Origin of the sequence: Pseudomonas sp. PB105 (assembly GCF_009764655.1) — a bacterium.
Taxonomy (GTDB): Bacteria; Pseudomonadota; Gammaproteobacteria; order Pseudomonadales; family Pseudomonadaceae; genus Aquipseudomonas; species Aquipseudomonas cyclaminis.
Genome location: NZ_RWIO01000003.1, coordinates 1 through 16,916, shown reverse-complemented (window position 1 = coordinate 16,916; position 16,916 = coordinate 1). Strand labels below are relative to the sequence as shown.

The 16,916-nt window shown below is 60.4% G+C and carries 14 protein-coding genes and 3 pseudogenes; 8 read left to right on the top strand and 9 right to left on the bottom strand.

Annotation, left to right across the window (positions count from 1 at the left end):
* Positions 1 to 44: 44 nt before the first annotated feature.
* Both EJD88_RS00430 and EJD88_RS00425 read right to left on the bottom strand, forming a co-directional pair.
* Entirely contained in the window at positions 45 to 989 is a 945-nt protein-coding gene (locus EJD88_RS00430) for a DMT family transporter (protein ID WP_158876196.1), read from the bottom strand.
* 79 nt (positions 990 to 1,068) lie between these two features.
* On the bottom strand, positions 1,069 to 1,803 hold the full coding sequence (locus EJD88_RS00425; protein WP_099585312.1) for an AraC family transcriptional regulator: 735 nt from the start codon (positions 1,801 to 1,803) through the stop codon (positions 1,069 to 1,071).
* A 392-nt stretch (positions 1,804 to 2,195) separates the two neighbouring features.
* Here EJD88_RS00425 and EJD88_RS00420 point away from each other — a divergent pair, with 392 nt between their 5' ends.
* Both EJD88_RS00420 and EJD88_RS00415 read left to right on the top strand, forming a co-directional pair.
* A complete protein-coding gene (locus EJD88_RS00420; RefSeq protein WP_099585313.1) occupies positions 2,196 to 3,131 on the top strand; it encodes a DMT family transporter in 936 nt (311 codons plus the stop codon).
* A gap of 123 nt (positions 3,132 to 3,254) precedes the next feature.
* On the top strand, positions 3,255 to 4,598 hold the full coding sequence (locus EJD88_RS00415) for an MFS transporter (RefSeq protein ID WP_158876195.1): 1,344 nt from the start codon (positions 3,255 to 3,257) through the stop codon (positions 4,596 to 4,598).
* 65 nt (positions 4,599 to 4,663) lie between these two features.
* On the opposite strand, the gene EJD88_RS00410 is transcribed toward EJD88_RS00415, so the two are convergent.
* On the bottom strand, positions 4,664 to 5,407 hold the full coding sequence (locus EJD88_RS00410; RefSeq protein ID WP_160385004.1) for a class I SAM-dependent methyltransferase: 744 nt from the start codon (positions 5,405 to 5,407) through the stop codon (positions 4,664 to 4,666).
* 103 nt (positions 5,408 to 5,510) lie between these two features.
* Here EJD88_RS00410 and EJD88_RS00405 point away from each other — a divergent pair, with 103 nt between their 5' ends.
* Positions 5,511 to 5,867, top strand: a complete 357-nt coding sequence (locus EJD88_RS00405) for a VOC family protein (RefSeq protein ID WP_158876194.1) — start codon at positions 5,511 to 5,513, stop codon at positions 5,865 to 5,867.
* Positions 5,868 to 5,914: 47 nt separating this feature from the next.
* Here EJD88_RS00405 and EJD88_RS00400 read toward each other — a convergent pair whose 3' ends face one another.
* Positions 5,915 to 6,634: a type 1 glutamine amidotransferase gene (locus EJD88_RS00400; RefSeq protein ID WP_158876193.1), complete on the bottom strand. Its 720-nt coding sequence runs from the start codon at positions 6,632 to 6,634 to the stop codon at positions 5,915 to 5,917.
* Positions 6,635 to 6,793: 159 nt separating this feature from the next.
* A pseudogene (locus tag EJD88_RS27420) lies at positions 6,794 to 6,898 on the bottom strand (AraC family transcriptional regulator); the annotation flags it as partial.
* 114 nt (positions 6,899 to 7,012) lie between these two features.
* On the opposite strand from EJD88_RS27420, the gene EJD88_RS00395 reads away from it, so the two are divergent.
* The gene (locus EJD88_RS00395) at positions 7,013 to 8,389 is read left to right on the top strand and encodes a cystathionine beta-synthase (RefSeq protein ID WP_112195534.1); all 1,377 of its coding nucleotides are present in this window, start codon (positions 7,013 to 7,015) and stop codon (positions 8,387 to 8,389) included.
* Positions 8,386 to 9,552 (top strand): cystathionine gamma-synthase, encoded by a 1,167-nt coding sequence (locus EJD88_RS00390; RefSeq protein WP_158876192.1) that lies wholly within the window; start codon positions 8,386 to 8,388, stop codon positions 9,550 to 9,552. Before EJD88_RS00395 ends, EJD88_RS00390 begins: the two co-directional genes overlap by 4 nt.
* A gap of 352 nt (positions 9,553 to 9,904) precedes the next feature.
* Here the strand turns inward: EJD88_RS00390 and EJD88_RS00385 are convergent, their stop codons facing one another.
* A complete protein-coding gene (locus EJD88_RS00385) occupies positions 9,905 to 12,103 on the bottom strand; it encodes an OsmC domain/YcaO domain-containing protein (RefSeq protein ID WP_158876191.1) in 2,199 nt (732 codons plus the stop codon).
* Between the two features lie 163 nt (positions 12,104 to 12,266).
* Here EJD88_RS00385 and EJD88_RS27415 point away from each other — a divergent pair.
* A pseudogene (locus EJD88_RS27415) lies at positions 12,267 to 12,539 on the top strand (PAS domain-containing protein); the annotation flags it as partial.
* Positions 12,540 to 12,716: 177 nt separating this feature from the next.
* Positions 12,717 to 13,832 (top strand): methyl-accepting chemotaxis protein, encoded by a 1,116-nt coding sequence (locus tag EJD88_RS00380; protein ID WP_371926526.1) that lies wholly within the window; start codon positions 12,717 to 12,719, stop codon positions 13,830 to 13,832.
* Between the two features lie 72 nt (positions 13,833 to 13,904).
* Here the strand turns inward: EJD88_RS00380 and EJD88_RS00375 are convergent, their stop codons facing one another.
* Positions 13,905 to 15,305, bottom strand: coding sequence for a hypothetical protein (locus EJD88_RS00375; RefSeq protein ID WP_158876189.1), 1,401 nt, complete (start codon positions 15,303 to 15,305; stop codon positions 13,905 to 13,907).
* Between the two features lie 119 nt (positions 15,306 to 15,424).
* Between EJD88_RS00375 and EJD88_RS00370 the strand changes: the two genes are divergently transcribed.
* Complete coding sequence (locus tag EJD88_RS00370) at positions 15,425 to 15,985, top strand: cysteine hydrolase family protein (protein ID WP_158876188.1); 561 nt, start codon at positions 15,425 to 15,427, stop codon at positions 15,983 to 15,985.
* Here EJD88_RS00370 and EJD88_RS00365 read toward each other — a convergent pair.
* Both EJD88_RS00365 and EJD88_RS00360 read right to left on the bottom strand, forming a co-directional pair.
* On the bottom strand, positions 15,982 to 16,431 hold the full coding sequence (locus tag EJD88_RS00365; protein ID WP_099585324.1) for an NUDIX hydrolase: 450 nt from the start codon (positions 16,429 to 16,431) through the stop codon (positions 15,982 to 15,984). The genes EJD88_RS00370 and EJD88_RS00365 overlap by 4 nt on opposite strands.
* Positions 16,424 to 16,795 (bottom strand): annotated as a pseudogene (locus EJD88_RS00360) (HIT family protein); the annotation flags it as partial. The gene EJD88_RS00365 and the pseudogene EJD88_RS00360, both read right to left, overlap by 8 nt.
* Between the last annotated feature and the right edge of the window lie 121 nt (positions 16,796 to 16,916).

Genomic DNA, 16,916 nt, shown 5'->3' with positions numbered 1-16,916 from the left:
CTAGGTGCAGTCAGCATTCATGTCGTTCAGCGGCTCTGTAAGAGCTAAATAGCCGGAGAGTAACGGGGAGTACGATGACAATTCAGACACCACATGACACCGGTGACCAAAAGTGCAATCGCCGCAATTTCATATGAGTCGGGCAGCCGATGCTCCCATAGAAATCCTAAAAACAGCGCCGCTAACGTCTCAATCACGAGCACTTGTCCGCTTAGTGCCAGTGGTAGAAGTCGGCTCGCCTGATTCCAGCACGCATTACCCACAACCGAAGATAAAAACGCTACGCCACCGGCTACCATGACAAAGTGTAGCCATTCGGAGTTGCCATGCGTTCCGACCTGCCAACCCAGGACAGGTACCGCCAAAAGCAGTGATTGAGCGCCAGTCATGACCCCTGTCAGCAGTGCCCAGTCATGGGCGGAAACGCTGGCTACCTGAGCCAGCCGCCTTGCGTTGCTCACTGCGAACCAGCTCCATGTCATTAACGCGCCCGCCGCGCATAGAATTCCGGCAATGTTTGTCAGTGTATCGGGCCTGTCGCCGTTGATCAGTGCGTGCCAGCTGATAAGTGTGACCCCGCCCACTGCGCAGCACAGCGAGGGAGTGAGCTTGCGCAAAGAAACGGCGTTGATGTCATGACGCCCTGCCAATGTGACGAACACCGGAATGAGTCCGACGATCAGAGACGTTGTGGCAATGCCAACCAACTGCACACCGGTGCCCACCAGCGTGTAGTAGATGAGGTTCCCAATCAGGCTAAGCCAGAAGAGTGACTTCCAGTCGGCCATAGTGAGATTGGCGCAAACGCGCCTCCAGCGAGGCATAAGCAAGGCCACCGAAATCGCGCCGTAGCAGAGAAATCTCAGAACGGCGAATTGCAGGCCGCTCAACCCAGGGGTGAGCTGGGGGCCGAGGAAAATCACTCCCCAACACAGGCCCGCGCAAACTCCGTAGACAATGCCCTTTAGCAGTGATCGATCAGCAAACATTTCATCCGCGCTCCAAAGCGTAATGGATGAAGTCTGGAGCAACTGATTCAGGGAGTATTGTCGGTAACTGCGGAATTTTTTACCCAGACTGTTTTTGCGTTTTACGATAAACCGCCGGGGTCGTGGCCCTCACGCGCTGCATGGCACGGGTCAGCGATGCCTGATCGCAAAAGCCAGCACGCAAGGCAATCTCGGATATGGTTAATGAGGTTCCACGCAACCATCGTTGAGCTTCTTGCAGGCGTAGATCGGTCAACCAGGCTTGCGGACTCATCTCGAACGATAGCCGGAATCGCTGGTGCAGCTGACTCATGCTCATTCTTGCTACTTGAGCCATAGCCTCATTGCTCCAGTTGGCTCCAGGATCCGCCCGAAGACGGGCGATCAACTGCTCCATGGGGTCTGGAAAGCAAGAGATGTCGGAATTTAGGGACGACAAAAGCAAAGGCCCCAATTGGGAAGCAGCGATGGACAGCTGTGCGTTGCCGATTAGCTCAGCGAACTCTATAAGCCGACGAGTTGCGGGCGAAATGGGCACATATATTTTCTGAGCAAGACGCTCTATCTGGAGCGTTTCCAGGGTCATCGGCGCACAGTCCAAAACTAGAAACCGGCTATCGAGGTTAGTCTGCTGCGAGTGGATCGAGCCAGGTGTCACAAGCGCTGCCAATGACTGATCAATGCAGCCGCCGCGACCGTTTACGTCGATTTCCATTTCGCCACGAATCGGCAGTACCAATTGAGCATACTCGTGGTGGTGGTGAGGGTGAGGGTTTTCCCTCTCATAGCTGCGAACTTCAAGGCTTAGAAACATTACTGCACCTTCCGGCCCATCTGGTTATCCAAGGTTGTCCCATAACGCCAGTTTGCACCCAGGTTAGGCCAGGCTTGCAACTGATTCTAACATTTACGGATCAGACCGTTGATCGGCAGACCCCATTTAAAAAAATGGCGGCGCCCCCAATTTCTGCCTAAAACATCATACAACTACCGCCAAACCTGCCAGAAATTGAATACGCCCGCCCCGCCGCGAAATCATCCAAACATCCTAAGCCAACCCTACAAGCCCCATATGATGGGGCATTCTGTAAATCCTCGCTTGCCCCTTCGCTTGAAACACGCTACAAACCTACAACACTGTTGTACGATGACCATAAAAATAAATCGCCATTCCCGAAGATGGCACCCCTTGTCCGAGCCCTTACCATGACACCCCCTGCCCCCGCCCTTTTCCCCCGCCACGTCGCCGTAATGATCCTGCTCTGCATGGGCTGTGCCTTCGCCGGCAACCACATCGCCGCTCGCGTCGCCTTCGACGATGGCGCCGGTGTGCTCCTGGCCATTTTGCTGCGCTCTGGCGGCACGTTGTTGGTGCTCGGCGCGCTGGTGCTCTGGCAACGCCAGAGTGTGCGCCTGCCTTCGGGAGCATGGCGTTGGCAGTTACTGTTGGGGCTACTCATTACCGCCCAAAGCCTCTGCCTTTACTCGGCCGTGGCCCGTGTGCCAGTCGCGCTGGCGTTGCTGGTGGCTAACGTTTTCCCGATTTTGCTGGCGCTGCTGACTTGGGCATTAGGCGGTCCACGCCCGACGGCGCGTACCGCGTTGCTGATGGGTTTGATTCTGGTGGGGTTGGTGTTTGTGCTGGACGTGCCGACTCGGCTCTCGGCCGACGCCGACATCGGCCCGCAATGGCTGCTGGGCGTTACCCTCGCCCTCTGCGCCGCCTTCGTGTTCGCTTGCGCGCTGTGGATCACCGATCACAAGTTGTCCCAGGTACGGGGTTCGGTGCGCAGCCTGCTGACGATCTTCATTGTGTTCAGCAGCGTGAACCTTGCTGGCTGGAGTGGCGCGCTTGCCAACGGCCTTAACCCGCCAGCGTCGCCGACCGGCTGGCTGGCGCTGGCGACATTGGTGGTGCTGTATGGCACCGGTTTTATCGTGCTGTTCATGTCGGTGCCGCGCCTGGATATGCCGCGCAATGCGCCGGTCATGAACATTGAGCCGCTGGCGACGCTGCTGATGGGCTGGCTCGTGCTCGATCAAATGCTCAGCGCCGGGCAGGTGGCCGGCGGCGTCATTGTGGTGACGGGGATTGTGCTGCTGACGTATCGCAAGTCCGCCCAGCGTTCCGCCAAGGCCTGAAGCGGGCCGGTCCCGGCGCGAAGAAGTCGCTGTTGACTACGCGCAGGCCTCTTTTGAACCCCGCCGCCCGCCCACCACCTCGGATAATCAGGCATTCCCCTGCGCACTCCGAGGCCTTCACCCATGACGAGCTCATCCACCGAACAGGTCAGCCCCCAAACCCTGAGAAAAGTCATCATCGCCGCCGGCATCGGTAACTTCGTCGAGTGGTTTGATTTCGCCGTCTACGGTTTCCTCGCCACGACCATCGCCCAACAATTTTTTCCCAGTGGGGACGCCAGCGCGGCGCTGCTCAAGACGTTTGCCGTGTTTGCCGTGGCCTTTGCCTTTCGGCCGTTGGGCGGGATTTTCTTCGGCATGCTGGGCGACCGCATCGGCCGCAATCGCACCCTGGCGATGACGATTTTGCTGATGGCCGGCGCGACCACCTTGATTGGCCTGTTGCCCACTTATGCCGCCATCGGCGTCGCAGCGCCGATTCTGTTGTCGTTGATCCGCTGCGCCCAGGGTTTCTCTGCCGGGGGCGAATACGCCGGGGCCTGCGCCTATCTGATGGAGCATGCGCCGAGCGACAAACGCGCCTGGTATGGCAGTTTCGTGCCGGTGTCGACGTTCTCCGCGTTCGCCGCCGCCGCGGTGGTGGCGTACGCCCTGGAAGCGTCGTTGTCCGCCGAGGCGATGGGCAGCTGGGGCTGGCGCTTGCCGTTCCTGATCGCCGCGCCACTGGGTTTGGTGGGGCTGTATCTGCGTTGGAAACTGGATGAGACGCCGGCCTTCCAGGCCGTGAAGCAGGAACACGCGGTTGCCCACTCTCCACTCAAGGAAACCTTGCGCAACCACGGCGCGGCGATCTGCTGCCTGGGCGCGTTTGTGTCGCTGACGGCGTTGTCGTTTTATATGTTCACCACCTACTTTGCGACGTACCTGCAAGTGGCAGGCGGACTGAGTCGGGCGGTGGCGTTGCTGGTGTCGCTGATCGCGCTGATTTTCGCCGCGGCGATCTGCCCGCTGGCGGGGCTGTATTCGGACCGGGTCGGGCGTCGGGTCACCGTGATAACGGCCTGCGTGTTGCTGATGGTGGTGGTGTATCCATCGTTCCTGATGGCCAGTTCCGGGTCGTTCGCAGCATCGATTGTGGGGGTGATGCTGCTTGCGGTGGGTGCGGTGTTGTGTGGAGTGGTCACGGCGGCGTTGCTGTCCGAGACCTTCCCGACCCGCACGCGATATACCGCTTCGGCGATCACCTACAACATGGCCTATACAATTTTCGGCGGCACCGCGCCGCTGATGGCGACGTGGTTGATCAGCACCACGGGCAGCAACCTGTCACCGGCGTTTTATCTGATTGCGGTGGCCGTGTTGGCACTGGCAGGCGGGTTGGCGTTGCCGGAGACGTCGAGGATCTCGCTGCATGATGTGGGTTCGGAAGAAAAACGCGCGGCGATGGTGCTTTCGCGTCAGGCCTAAAAAACGCTACAGGCTTGCCCGCGACGGCGGCGGGCAAGCCATAACAACAGAGCGCAGGCGCATCCTCAGCGCTTCACACACACAAACAACGCGTTCCCGGTCGTGCCAGCCCAAGGCGTAATCCGCTCATAGTCATGCTCAAAAACCTGCACTTCAAAATGCACCTGCAGCAATTGCTGCAACTCGACGAAACTCAGCGCGACCATAGCGTGCTCGTCCTGCCAAGCCTGCGTCACGCCCGCCGTGGTCTTCTCGATACTCAGGCGCAACGCCTGCTGCTCACCTGCCCCGCTGTAGTGCCAGCCGGAACCGAAAGTGAAGTGGCTGCCTTCCCACTCAACGCTATGGCGCACCAGCAAACGGTTGTCGATGTGCAGCTTGTCCACCGCGTTGAAGCAAAACACGCCGTTTTCAGCGAGCGCAGCGTGCACGCTGGCAAGGCAAGCGCGCAGTTGGGCCAGGCTGGCGTTGTAATGGGTCGAGTAGAGAAAGCAGGTGATCAGATCTTGCGCGTCGTCCACCTGGAAACCCGCCATGTCCTGGCAGCTGAACAGTGCCTCGGGGCAGCGCCGTTGGGCGAGGTCGAGCATCGGCTGGCTGATGTCCAGGCCGGCGCTGCGGTAGCCGAAGTCGAGGAAATGGCGCACGTGAGGGCCGGTACCGCAGGCCAGGTCCAGGTGCCGGCGTCCGCCATTGCCGAACAGTTGGTGCAGGCGGTGCACGCTGTGGCTTTGTGCGCGGTAGTCGATGTCGGCACACATCAGGTCGTAATAGATGGACAGGTCGGTGTACAGCGCATTGGAGGACATAGGTGGCCAGAGCGGTCGGCGGGAATTTCGCGGCGGCATGGTAACTCAGTCCAGCGCAAGAACCGCTACACTCGCACCTCAATCATCCGCCAAGGAGGCAACCATGAGCGTTCATGGTCATGACCGACAGATCGACAACATCGAATTCAACGTAGGCGACATCGCCCGCAGCAAAGCCTTCTACGGCGCAGTGTTCGGCTGGACATTCGTGGATTACGGGCCGGCCTACACCGAGTTCAGCGATGGCCGGCTGACGGGCGGGTTCACAACCGGAGAGCCGGTTCGACCGGGTGGGCCGTTGGTGATTCTGTATGCCGATGACCTGGAAGGCACGCAGCAGCGGATCAAGACCGCAGGCGCTGTGATAAGCCGCGAGACGTTTGCGTTCCCCGGCGGGCACAGGTTCCACTTCACTGATCCCGATGGGTATGAATTGGCGGTATGGAGCGTACAACCCTAAGCTGACGCTCAACCAAACAGAGGCAGGCCTGTGACCTGCCTCGCTTTTTATCGTGCGTGGTAATCGGCCACCAACTTGTCCAGAAACAAAAACAGCTTCTGGTTCATTTCATCGTATTCGTTGGCCCGCAACTCGGCGGGTTGCTGAACAAATCGCTGATCAACCAGCGTTCGCAATTGCACATCGGATGCCTGGATCAACTGCTCCACGACGTCTTGTGTCAGTTCCATATGGCATTGGAAGCCATAGACCAAAGGGGTGTATTCGACGATCTGACGCGGACAACCCTCACTTCGCGCGATGATTTTTGCATCCGGCGTGAGCCCTGGCATGTCGTTGTGCCAATGGCCGACGTCCAAGGTATCCCCAAAATGCGCGAACTTCGGATTCGCCAAGCCCTCCTGGCTCAGGTAAATCGGGAACTTGCCAATTTCCTTTTCGGGACTGTGGCTGAACGTCGCGCCCAGGGCTTCACCGATCAATTGCGCCCCCAGGCACACTCCAACCACAGCACGTCGGGCCGAAATGGCTTCATTAATGAGCGCACACTCGGCAACGGCATTGAAATGCGCACACTGCGCCTGCGTCGTTGCCGGATCTTGTGGGCCACCCAACACCACCAACAGGTCGAACGATGCCGCGCTGGCTGGCAGCGCATCCTGCAGGTACACGCGGGAATAAGTGGCTTGATAGCTGCGAGCTTTTACCCAGTCCTCAAATGCACCGGGGGCTTCGTAGGATTCATGCACCAAAAAATGGACTTTCAATTCTTCACCCTCAGATTCAACGAACGTCGCATGACCATCAGAACCAAGCCCTTACGGACCACCGACAAGGACACAAATAAATACTAATGACACTTTGTGTCATTAGCAAGATTCATCTGCATCAGCTCTCATGAATCCTTGCCGCCTTCCCCTCTGGCGCTACTGCAACGGCACATAAATATCGGTTTGCCATTGATCCTGCGGCGTCTCGGGGTAAATGCTCAGGTAGTCGAAAAACAGTGGCTGGTCGCGAAGCTCCTCGCCACAGGTACAGCGTCGCCCATGCGCCGAAAAAAGACAGCAAGCCGACCGCCCGGTTGCGACTCAACCAATACCGACCTACTGTTTCATGTCTGCCTTGCGTACCCAGGTGACGACATGCCCACACCTTCACGCCCCGCCGTACTCGAACTGATCGGCAACACGCCACTGGTTCGCGTCAGTCGCTTCGATACCGGCCCCTGCACGCTGTTCCTCAAGCTGGAGTCCCAGAACCCCGGCGGTTCCATCAAGGACCGCATTGGCCTGGCCATGATCGACGCCGCCGAACGCGACGGCCGCCTGGGCCCCGGCGGCACCATCATTGAGGCTACGGCCGGCAACACCGGCCTGGGCCTGGCGCTGGTGGGCCGGGCCAAGGGTTACCGCGTGGTACTGGTGGTGCCGGACAAGATGTCCACCGAAAAGGTGCTGCACCTCAAGGCCATGGGCGCCGAGGTGCATATCACCCGCTCCGATGTAGGCAAGGGCCATCCCGATTACTACCAGGACATCGCCGCACGCCTGGCCCAGGACATTCCCGGTTCATTCTTCGCCGACCAATTCAACAACCCGGCCAATCCCCAGGCCCACGAAACCAGCACCGCGCCGGAGATCTGGGCGCAAACCCAGCACGACGTGGATGCAATCGTGGTCGGCGTCGGCTCGGCAGGCACGCTCACCGGCCTGACCCGTTTCTTCCAGCGCGTGCAACCGGAACTGGAGATGGTACTGGCCGATCCGGTGGGCTCGGTGATGGCCGAATACAGCCGCAGCGGGCAGTTGATCACCCCTGGGTCGTGGGCCGTGGAAGGTATCGGCGAGGACTTCATCCCGTCGATTGCCGACTTGTCCAGCGTGCGCCACGCCTATTCCATCAGTGATGAAGACAGCTTCGACCACGCCCGCCAACTGCTCAAGGCCGAGGGTATTCTCGGCGGTTCTTCCACCGGCACCCTGCTCGCCGCCGCGCTGCGCTATTGCCGTGAACAAACCACGCCCAAGCGCGTGGTCAGCTTTGTGTGCGACACCGGCACACGGTACCTGTCGAAGGTCTACAACGACCAATGGATGACCGACGCAGGCCTGCTGCACTACACCCACTACGGCGACCTGCGTGACCTGATCGCCCGCCGTTTCGAAGACGGCCGCGTGATCAGCGTGAGCCCCGACGACACCTTGCTCACCGCCTTCCAGCGCATGCGCCTGGCCGATGTGTCGCAACTGCCGGTGCTGGTCAACGGCCGTGAACTGGTGGGGGTGATCGACGAGTCCGACATCCTGCTGGGCCTGCACCACGACGCCGCGCACTTCACGATGATCGTCGCCAGCGCCATGACCGACCACCTGCAAACCCTGGCCCCCAGCGCCAGCCTGATCGAACTGCAAGCCGAACTGGATCGCGGCCTGGTCGCCATCATTGCCGACGCAGACGGCTTTTACGGCCTGATCACCCGCGTCGACCTGCTCAACCACCTGCGGAGATCCCTTGCATGAGCCAGCCCGATAAAAGCGCGTTTGCCACCCGTGTGATCCACGCAGGGCAATCCCCCGACCCCACCACCGGCGCGCTGATGCCGCCGATCTACGCCAATTCGACCTACCTGCAAGACAGCCCCGGCGTGCACAAAGGCTTCGACTACGGCCGCTCCCACAACCCCACGCGATTCGCCCTGGAGCGTTGCGTGGCGGACCTTGAGGGCGGCAGCCAGGCGTTTGCCTTTGCATCTGGGCTGGCGGCGATTTCCACGGTGCTGGAACTGTTGGACGCGGGCGCGCATATCGTCTCCGGCAATGACCTGTATGGCGGCACCTTTCGGCTGTTCGACAAGGTGCGCCAACGCAGCGCCGGGCACCGTTTCAGCTTTGTGGATTTGAGTGATGTACTGGCGTTTGAAGCGTCGCTGCAAGACGATACGCGCATGGTCTGGGTCGAAACGCCGAGCAACCCGCTGTTGAGCCTCACTGACCTGGCCGCCATCGCACGCATCTGCCGGGCCCGCGGGATCATCTGCGTGGCCGACAACACCTTCGCCAGCCCATGGATCCAGCGCCCGCTGGAGTTGGGCGTTGATGTGGTGGTGCACTCCAGCACCAAATACCTCAATGGCCACTCCGATGTGATCGGCGGCATTGCCGTTGTCGGCGACAACCCCGAACTGGCTGAACGCCTGGGCTTTCTCCAGAACTCGGTGGGCGCCATCGCCGGCCCCTTCGACGCCTTCCTGACCCTGCGCGGCGTGAAAACCCTGGCTCTGCGCATGGAGCGTCATTGCAGCAACGCCCTGGACCTGGCCACCTGGCTGGAACAGCAGCCGCAGGTGTCGCGGGTCTACTACCCCGGTCTTGCTTCTCACCCACAGCACGCCTTGGCCCGCCAGCAGATGCGCGGGTTCGGCGGGATGATTTCAGTGGACCTGAACAGCGACCTGGCTGGCGCCACACGTTTTCTGGAAAACGTGCAGATCTTCGCCCTGGCCGAAAGCCTGGGCGGCGTGGAAAGCCTGATCGAACACCCGGCGATCATGACCCATGCCAGCATCCCGGCGGCAACGCGGGCGCAGTTGGGCATTGGTGACGGGCTGGTGCGGTTGTCGGTGGGGGTTGAGGATGTGGAAGATCTGCGGGCGGATTTGGCGCAGGCGTTGGCCCGCATCTAACTGCGCCACCGGGTTTGTGTGGTGAGCAGGGTTCTTATGGTGGGCAGGGTTCCTTGGTGAGTGAGGTTCTGTGGTGAGCGGGCTTCTGTGGTGAGCGGGCTTGCCCCGCGCTGGGTGGCGAAGCCGCCCTAAACCCGGGCGATCGGGCCCTTGCTGATGCTACGCGGTGTTTGTTATTGGGGCTGCTTCGCAGCCCAGCGCGGGGCAAGCCCGCTCACCACAGAAGCCCACTTAGCACAGAGGCCTGGTCACCCTAAGGAGCCCAATTACCACAGAAGCCTGCTCACCCTAGGTAGCCCAATTACCACAGAAGCCTGCTCACCCCAAGAAGCCAGTGCGCCTGTGCACGCGATCAGTTCGACTTGATGTTCGCCCGTGCGCTGTGCAGCTTCTTGTAGCTCTCGATCAAGCGCAGATGCCGGTCCAGCCCTTCCAGCTTGATGCTGGTCGGCGTCAACCCATGGAACCGCACACTGCCATCGACCGAGCCGATCACTGCGTCCATCCGCTCATTGCCAAACATGCGGCGGAAGTTGGCTTCGTAGTCCGCCAGGTCCAGGTCGTCGTCCAGTTCCATCTCCAGCACCCCGTTCAGCGCCTGGTAGAACAGGCCACGGTCAGCGGTGTTGTCGTTGTACTGCAGGAACATCTCCACGCATTCCTTCGCCTCCTCGTACTGCTGCAAGGCCAGGAAGATCAGCAGCTTCAACTCCAGGATGGTCAGTTGGCCCCACACAGTGTTGTCGTCGAACTCAATACCGATCAGCGTGGTGATGTCGGTGTAGTCGTCCAGTTCGCTTTCGATCAGGCGCTCGACCAGCGCCTGCAATTCTTCTGTGTCCAGGCGATGCAGGTTGAGGATGTCCTCGCGGAAAAACAGCGCCTTGTTGGTGTTGTCCCAGATCAGGTCGTCCACCGGGTAGATTTCCGAGTAGTCCGGCACCAGGATGCGGCATGCGGTGGCGCCGAGGTGCTCGTACACCGCCATATAGGCTTCTTTGCCCATGCCTTCCAGGATGCCGAACAAAGTCGCAGCCTCTTGGACGTTGGAGTATTCGCCTTCGCCACTGAAGTCCCACTCGACAAATTCGTAGTCCGACTGTGCGCTGAAGAAGCGCCACGACACCACGCCACTGGAGTCGATGAAGTGCTCGACGAAGTTGTTCGGCTCCGTCACTGCCTGGCCTTCGAAGGTCGGTTGCGGCAAGTCGTTCAAGCCTTCGAAGCTGCGGCCTTGCAGCAGTTCGGTAAGGCTGCGCTCCAGCGCCACTTCCAGGCTCGGGTGGGCGCCGAACGAGGCGAACACACCGCCGGTGCGCGGGTTCATCAAGGTCACGCACATCACCGGGAACTCGCCGCCCAGGGACGCATCCTTGACCAGCACCGGGAAGCCCTGGGCTTCCAGGCCTTCAATGCCCGCCACAATGTTCGGGTACTTGGCGAGCACGTCAGCTGGCACGTCCGGCAAAGCAAATTCGCCTTCGATGATTTCACGCTTGACCGCACGTTCGAAAATCTCCGACAGGCATTGCACCTGGGCTTCAGCCAGGGTATTGCCCGCGCTCATGCCGTTGCTGAGGTAGAGGTTTTCGATCAGGTTGGACGGGAAGTACACCACCTCGCCATCGGACTGGCGTACGAACGGCAGCGAAACAATGCCACGCGCTTCGTTGCCGGAGTTGGTGTCGAACAGGTGCGAACCGCGCAACTCGCCTTCGCGGTCGTAGACCTTGCGGCAGTAAGCGTCGAGGATCTCGGTTGGCAACTCGTCATTCGGGCCTGGCTGGAACCAGCGCTCATCCGGGTAATGCACGAACGGCGCGTTGGCCAGCTCCTCTCCCCAGAACTGATCGTTGTAGAAGAAGTTGCAGTTGAGCCGCTCGATGAATTCGCCCAATGCCGACGCCAGCGCGCCCTCCTTGGTCGCGCCCTTGCCGTTGGTGAAACACATCGGCGAATGCGCATCGCGGATATGCAGCGACCACACGTTGGGCACGATATTGCGCCACGACGCAATCTCGATCTTCATGCCCAGGCCGGCAAGGATGCCGGACATGTTGGCGATGGTCTGCTCCAGCGGCAGGTCCTTGCCCGCGATGTAGGTGCCCTGCTCTGACAGACTGCTGGGCATCAACAAGGCCTGGGCGTCGGCGTCGAGGTTTTCCACCTCTTCGATCACAAACTCGGGCCCGGCCTGTACCACTTTTTTCACGGTGCAACGGTCGATGGAACGCAGGATGCCCTGGCGGTCCTTATCGGAGATATCCGCCGGCAATTCGACCTGGATCTTGAAGATCTGGTTATAGCGGTTTTCCGGGTCGACGATGTTGTTCTGGGACAGGCGAATATTGTCCGTGGGGATATTGCGGGTCTGGCAGTACAGCTTCACGAAGTACGCGGCGCACAGTGCCGACGATGCGAGGAAGTAATCGAATGGCCCCGGTGCCGAACCGTCGCCTTTATAGCGAATCGGTTGGTCGGCAATCACCGTGAAGTCATCGAACTTGGCTTCAAGCCGGAGGTTGTCGAGAAAGTTGACCTTGATTTCCATGGGGGCACACCAGAATAACGGGCTAAACAAAAATGGCCGCCATTATGGGGTTTTTCGTCGATTAATTTCAGGCTTTTGACCAATGGCTGGCGAAATAGCCAATGTGGATTAATCTTCTGCACATTGGCGCCGATGGACTGTGTGCAACCAGGGAGTAGTCGGAATGCGCAACAACCAGCCAGTAACACAACGCGAGATTTCACTCGCGCCTTCACAAAAACTGATCTCTGCCACCGATACTCAGGGTGGCATCACTTATTGCAACGACGCCTTTGTCGAAATCAGCGGCTTTGAACGCGCCGATCTGATCGGCGCGCCGCAGAACATTGTGCGTCACCCCGATGTGCCGCCGGCGGTCTTTGCACACATGTGGGCTGCGCTCAAGCAAGGCCTGCCGTGGATGGGCATCGTCAAGAACCGCTCGAAAAACGGCGACCATTATTGGGTCAACGCCTACGTCACGCCGATCTTCGAAGGCAGCCGGGTGGTGGGTTTCGAGTCCGTGCGGGTCAAACCCACGGCCGATGAAATCCGCCGCGCCGAGGCGTTGTATCGACGTCTGGGCCAAGGCAAGACTGGTACTTCATCCATGAATGCCTGGGTGCCGGCACTGATGAGCTGCATCCCCTACGCAGCCACCGGTATCGCCGGCAGTCTGGCCGGGCTGTTCCTCAGCGCCCCGGTCGCCATTGCGGTGGCCGTTGCCGTCGCCGTGCCGGTGGGCGTGCTCTGCTCCCGCGTACGCCAAGGCAGCACCTTGCGCCTGCTGGCGGGTGTCGAGCCCTCGACATCGGATGCCTTGATCGCCCAGATGTACAGCGACGCGAGCGGCCCCCAGGCGCGCTTGGAAACCGCGTTCCTCAGCCAGAACGCCCGCCTGAAAACCTGCCTTACCCGCTTGCAGGACAGTGCCGAACAGCTCAGCGCCCTGGCCGGGCAATCGGATCAGTTGGCCACCGCCAGCTCCAAAGGCCTGGATCGCCAGCGCGTCGAAACCGAGCAAGTCTCCGCCGCCGTCAACCAGATGGCGGCGACCACCCAGGAAGTCGCCAGCCATGTGCAGCGCACGGCCGACGCCACCCAGCAAGCCAATGTGCTGACCGGCCGTGGCCGTGAAGTGGCGCGTGATACCCGCCTGGCCATTGAGCGGTTGTCTGCCGTGGTGGGCGAAACCGGCACCACCGTGGCGCAATTGGCCAAGGACAGTGACGAAATCGGCAGTGTGGTGGACGTGATCAAAGGCATCGCCGATCAAACCAACCTGCTGGCGCTCAACGCCGCGATTGAAGCTGCCCGCGCTGGCGAGCAGGGCCGTGGCTTTGCCGTGGTAGCCGATGAAGTGCGTCAACTGGCCCAGCGCACCTCCCAATCCACCACCCAGATCCACGCCCTGATCACTCAGTTGCAGGCGTCGTCCAACAACGCCGTGCAAAGCATGGAAAACGGTCAACGCCAGGCCCAGGAAGGCGTGGCGTGGGTGCTGGAAGCGGACCAGGCATTGGTCGGTATCAGCGAAGCGGTGTCCCACATCACCGACATGACCACCCAGATCGCCGCCGCCACCGAGGAGCAAAGCGCGGTCGCCGAGGAGATCAGCCGCAACATCACCACCATCGCCGAACTGGCCGACCAGACGTCGATGCAAGCCCATCAATCCACAGGCCTGAGCAAGGAGCTGACCAATACGGCGGCCACTCAATATGCGTTGGTAGAACGCTTCAATCGCTGAGTGAAGGCAAGCGGGCACCCTGTTACAAGGTGCCTACGGCTTGCGCTTGCCCGGTGAGGGTGAAGACGCAATCTACGGATTCCCCTGAGGCTGCTTGCGATACATCCCCGTGAAGTAATCCGCAAAGTCCGGCGCCGAGTTGTGGTTGATCACCGCGAAATTCTTCACCAGTTGAATGTGATACGGGCCGGCGCGACGAGTCGCCAAGGGCTCGCGCACGATGATCAGGTTTTCGGTTTCCATCGCCACCGTGTGGTGCGCGCTGACGATCACCTTGTCGGTGCCGGTTTCCTTGAGCGTCAAGGTGAACTCTGCCACTTCCCGGCCCTGGGCATCGCGGTCGGGGAGGATTTTCAGGTCCAGGTCGCCGTCGCGGCCGAGGAAGTCATTGCGCATCTGGTAGTGACCGTCGCGTTGATCGCGGGCGACTTCGTCGAACTTTTCGTACTCGGGCTCACGGTATTCGTCGTGCAACTGGATCGCTCGCTCTCGCTGGTCGCCCTTGGCGCTGCTGACCCAGGTACCGGTGTAATCCGATTTGATGCGCCAAATGCCGGTCTGATGGCCGTCATCGGTGTATTCATGCAGGTAAAGGAAGGACTCATCAGCATACTCGCCGCGATCCCCTACCAACTTGATCGGCTTACCGCTGCCGCTTTGGGTGTAGCGCAGCTCGCCAATCATCACCGCGCCCTGTTGCTGGTACCAGATTTCTACCGGGATTTTGCCATCCAGGGTGCCCACCAGCCGCTGTGCATCTTCATTGACCGGCCCTTCCAGCCTGGCGGTTTCCAGCCATTGGCCGTCCTTCCATTCGCCGGTGGTGCGCAGCATGTAGCCGCTGGGCATGCTGGTGTTGGCGTCATCGTCTGTCGCAGGCACTTCTTGCTGGGTATATGAGCTGAGTCGCACCAGTTCGCCGTTGCGCATTTGCCAGCGGCTCGCACGTGTCCAGCAGCAGCCACGGTCGGTCTGCGAATGGATAATGCCGTCCTTGGGGTTGACCGAGAACATGCCGCCGGAGGTTTCGTTGGCCAGCTCGGTCAAGGGGCCGTTCAGCACCCACTGCGTCTTTTGCGGGTCTTGCAGGTACACGTCGTAACTGGACTGGAAATCTTTATCCGCGCCGGTGCCGTTGCGGATCGCCAAGTCCTGGCGGCCGTCCTGATTGATGTCGGCGAAGTACACCACGCCGTTCTCCCCCATCAAACGCCAGTCGACGGTTTTACCGTTCTGGTCCATCGGCACCTGGGCGTCCGGGGTCTGCAATTGCTGGAGGATTTCGAGGGTGGCTGCGTCGCGGAGGGTGACCAGTGCCCGCGCCAGGTACTGCAAGTCCTGCGGCACCTCGGGGAACAGCACTTCAACCAGGTACTTGCCGCTGGGGTCATTGACCGAGAACGAGCGGGGTTCGGCCATGACCGGAGCCGCCACGGCCATGGAGAGGAGCACAGCGCTGACAAGCGAACGCATTCAAAGCATCCTTGCTGAAATTCGGGGGCGGCAGTGTAGCGGTTGTCCGCGCATAAATCGCTGTTTGGATGTGCCCGTAGGCTGCTATGTTGCGGGCCTCACGCGCGAAGGGAGGTGCCATGGAATCGTTAAGCAACAACGCCGCATTGGTGATCATCGACATGCAGCAAGGCATCAACCAACCCGCGCTCGGGCGACGTAACAATCCGCATGCGGAGTTGCACATGCACCGTCTGCTCAGCGCCTGGCGGCAAGCCGGTAGACCCATCGTGCATGTGCGGCATATCTCCCGCTCACCGGGCTCCGTGTTCTGGCCGGGGCAACCGGGTTGTGAATTCCAGCCCGCACTGCAGCCCGAGGCGCATGAGCATGTGCTGGAGAAAAACGTACCGGATGCGTTCACAAATACCGGCCTGGAACGCTGGCTGCTCACGCGAGCGATCAGGCAGTTGGTGATCGTCGGGGTCATCACCAACAACTCCGTCGAGGCCACGGCGCGCTCAGGCGGCAACCTGGGCTTTGATGTCATCGTGGCCGCCGACGCCTGCTACACGTTTGACCAAACCGACTTGTCGGGGCGCCTGTGGCCAGCGGAGGATGTGCATGCGCTGTCACTGAGCAACCTGGCGATGGATTACGCCAGGGTGGTCGGGAGCGATGAGATACTGGCGTCGGCTTAGAACAATGCCGCACTCACCAGCATGTCCAACAGAGACTCGGGGAATACCGTTTCTTGCGTCGATCGCAGTTCGTGCGCCGACCACCAATGGTGGTCGGCCATGACCTGTGTTTCCTCCACGGTCCAATCAGCGCTGGAAAGCGCTTCGCTTTCTGCGTGAACCACAAAATACTGTTCGACGGCGAGCACGGTTTCGCCAGTGGGGAGCATCATCGGGAAACGGCGCTCGCCCACTGAGCCCGCCACGCTGCTGACCGTTATCCCAGTCTCCTCGCGCAGCTCACGGATGGCCGCGGCCTCAAAGGTTTCCCCCTGCTCAACCCCTCCGCCCGGGGTAGCCCAGTAGTTTTTCCCGGCCAGCGCGCCATCCTTATGCACGAACCTGAACAACAGCACGGTTTGGGACGGGCTGATCACCAACAGTCGCGATGCCTGTCGTTCACGCATGGGATGTGCTCGCGTCCTGAAGCAAGCGCGCAATGGCCTGGCGCAACTCCCCGTGAAGCTCTTCTGCATAAGGAACCGCGCTCTTCCAGTCATAAAACCACGCGGGCATCCTGCGCTTGTCGTCGGGCTCCGAGGCGTAGCGCGGGAAGATATGGCAATGCAACTCGGGCTCGGAATTGCCGAGGATCTCGTAGTTCATGCGCAAGGCGTCAGTGGCCTGCAGCACGGCATCGCCGAGTCGCGCCATGTCCAGCAGGTAGGCGGCGCGGGCTTCGGTATCCAGGTCGTTCAAGCTCGCCACCACCGGATCAGGCAACAGCAGGCAGTAGCCCGGCAGAAACTGCACATCCCCCATCACAGCATAGCTATCTACACAACTCTCAAAGGCTTATACATAACTCTGTGGTGAGCGGGCTTGTCCCGCGCTGGGCTGCGCAGCAGCCCCAAAACCAGGCAACTTGGTTTTTCTGAAAAAACGCGGTGGC

Coding starts and splice junctions, on each gene's coding strand:
- EJD88_RS00375 (WP_158876189.1), bottom strand. CDS start 15,305: ATGCGTTCGCTTGTCAGCGCTGTGCTCCTCTCCATGGCCGTGGCGGCT.
- EJD88_RS00385 (WP_158876191.1), bottom strand. CDS start 12,103: ATGGAAATCAAGGTCAACTTTCTCGACAACCTCCGGCTTGAAGCCAAG.
- EJD88_RS00405 (WP_158876194.1), top strand. CDS start 5,511: ATGAGCGTTCATGGTCATGACCGACAGATCGACAACATCGAATTCAAC.
- EJD88_RS00410 (WP_160385004.1), bottom strand. CDS start 5,407: ATGTCCTCCAATGCGCTGTACACCGACCTGTCCATCTATTACGACCTG.
- EJD88_RS00365 (WP_099585324.1), bottom strand. CDS start 16,431: ATGCGTGAACGACAGGCATCGCGACTGTTGGTGATCAGCCCGTCCCAA.
- EJD88_RS00380 (WP_371926526.1), top strand. CDS start 12,717: ATGAGCTGCATCCCCTACGCAGCCACCGGTATCGCCGGCAGTCTGGCC.
- EJD88_RS00415 (WP_158876195.1), top strand. CDS start 3,255: ATGACGAGCTCATCCACCGAACAGGTCAGCCCCCAAACCCTGAGAAAA.
- EJD88_RS00425 (WP_099585312.1), bottom strand. CDS start 1,803: ATGTTTCTAAGCCTTGAAGTTCGCAGCTATGAGAGGGAAAACCCTCAC.
- EJD88_RS00390 (WP_158876192.1), top strand. CDS start 8,386: ATGAGCCAGCCCGATAAAAGCGCGTTTGCCACCCGTGTGATCCACGCA.
- EJD88_RS00395 (WP_112195534.1), top strand. CDS start 7,013: ATGCCCACACCTTCACGCCCCGCCGTACTCGAACTGATCGGCAACACG.
- EJD88_RS00430 (WP_158876196.1), bottom strand. CDS start 989: ATGTTTGCTGATCGATCACTGCTAAAGGGCATTGTCTACGGAGTTTGC.
- EJD88_RS00420 (WP_099585313.1), top strand. CDS start 2,196: ATGACACCCCCTGCCCCCGCCCTTTTCCCCCGCCACGTCGCCGTAATG.
- EJD88_RS00370 (WP_158876188.1), top strand. CDS start 15,425: ATGGAATCGTTAAGCAACAACGCCGCATTGGTGATCATCGACATGCAG.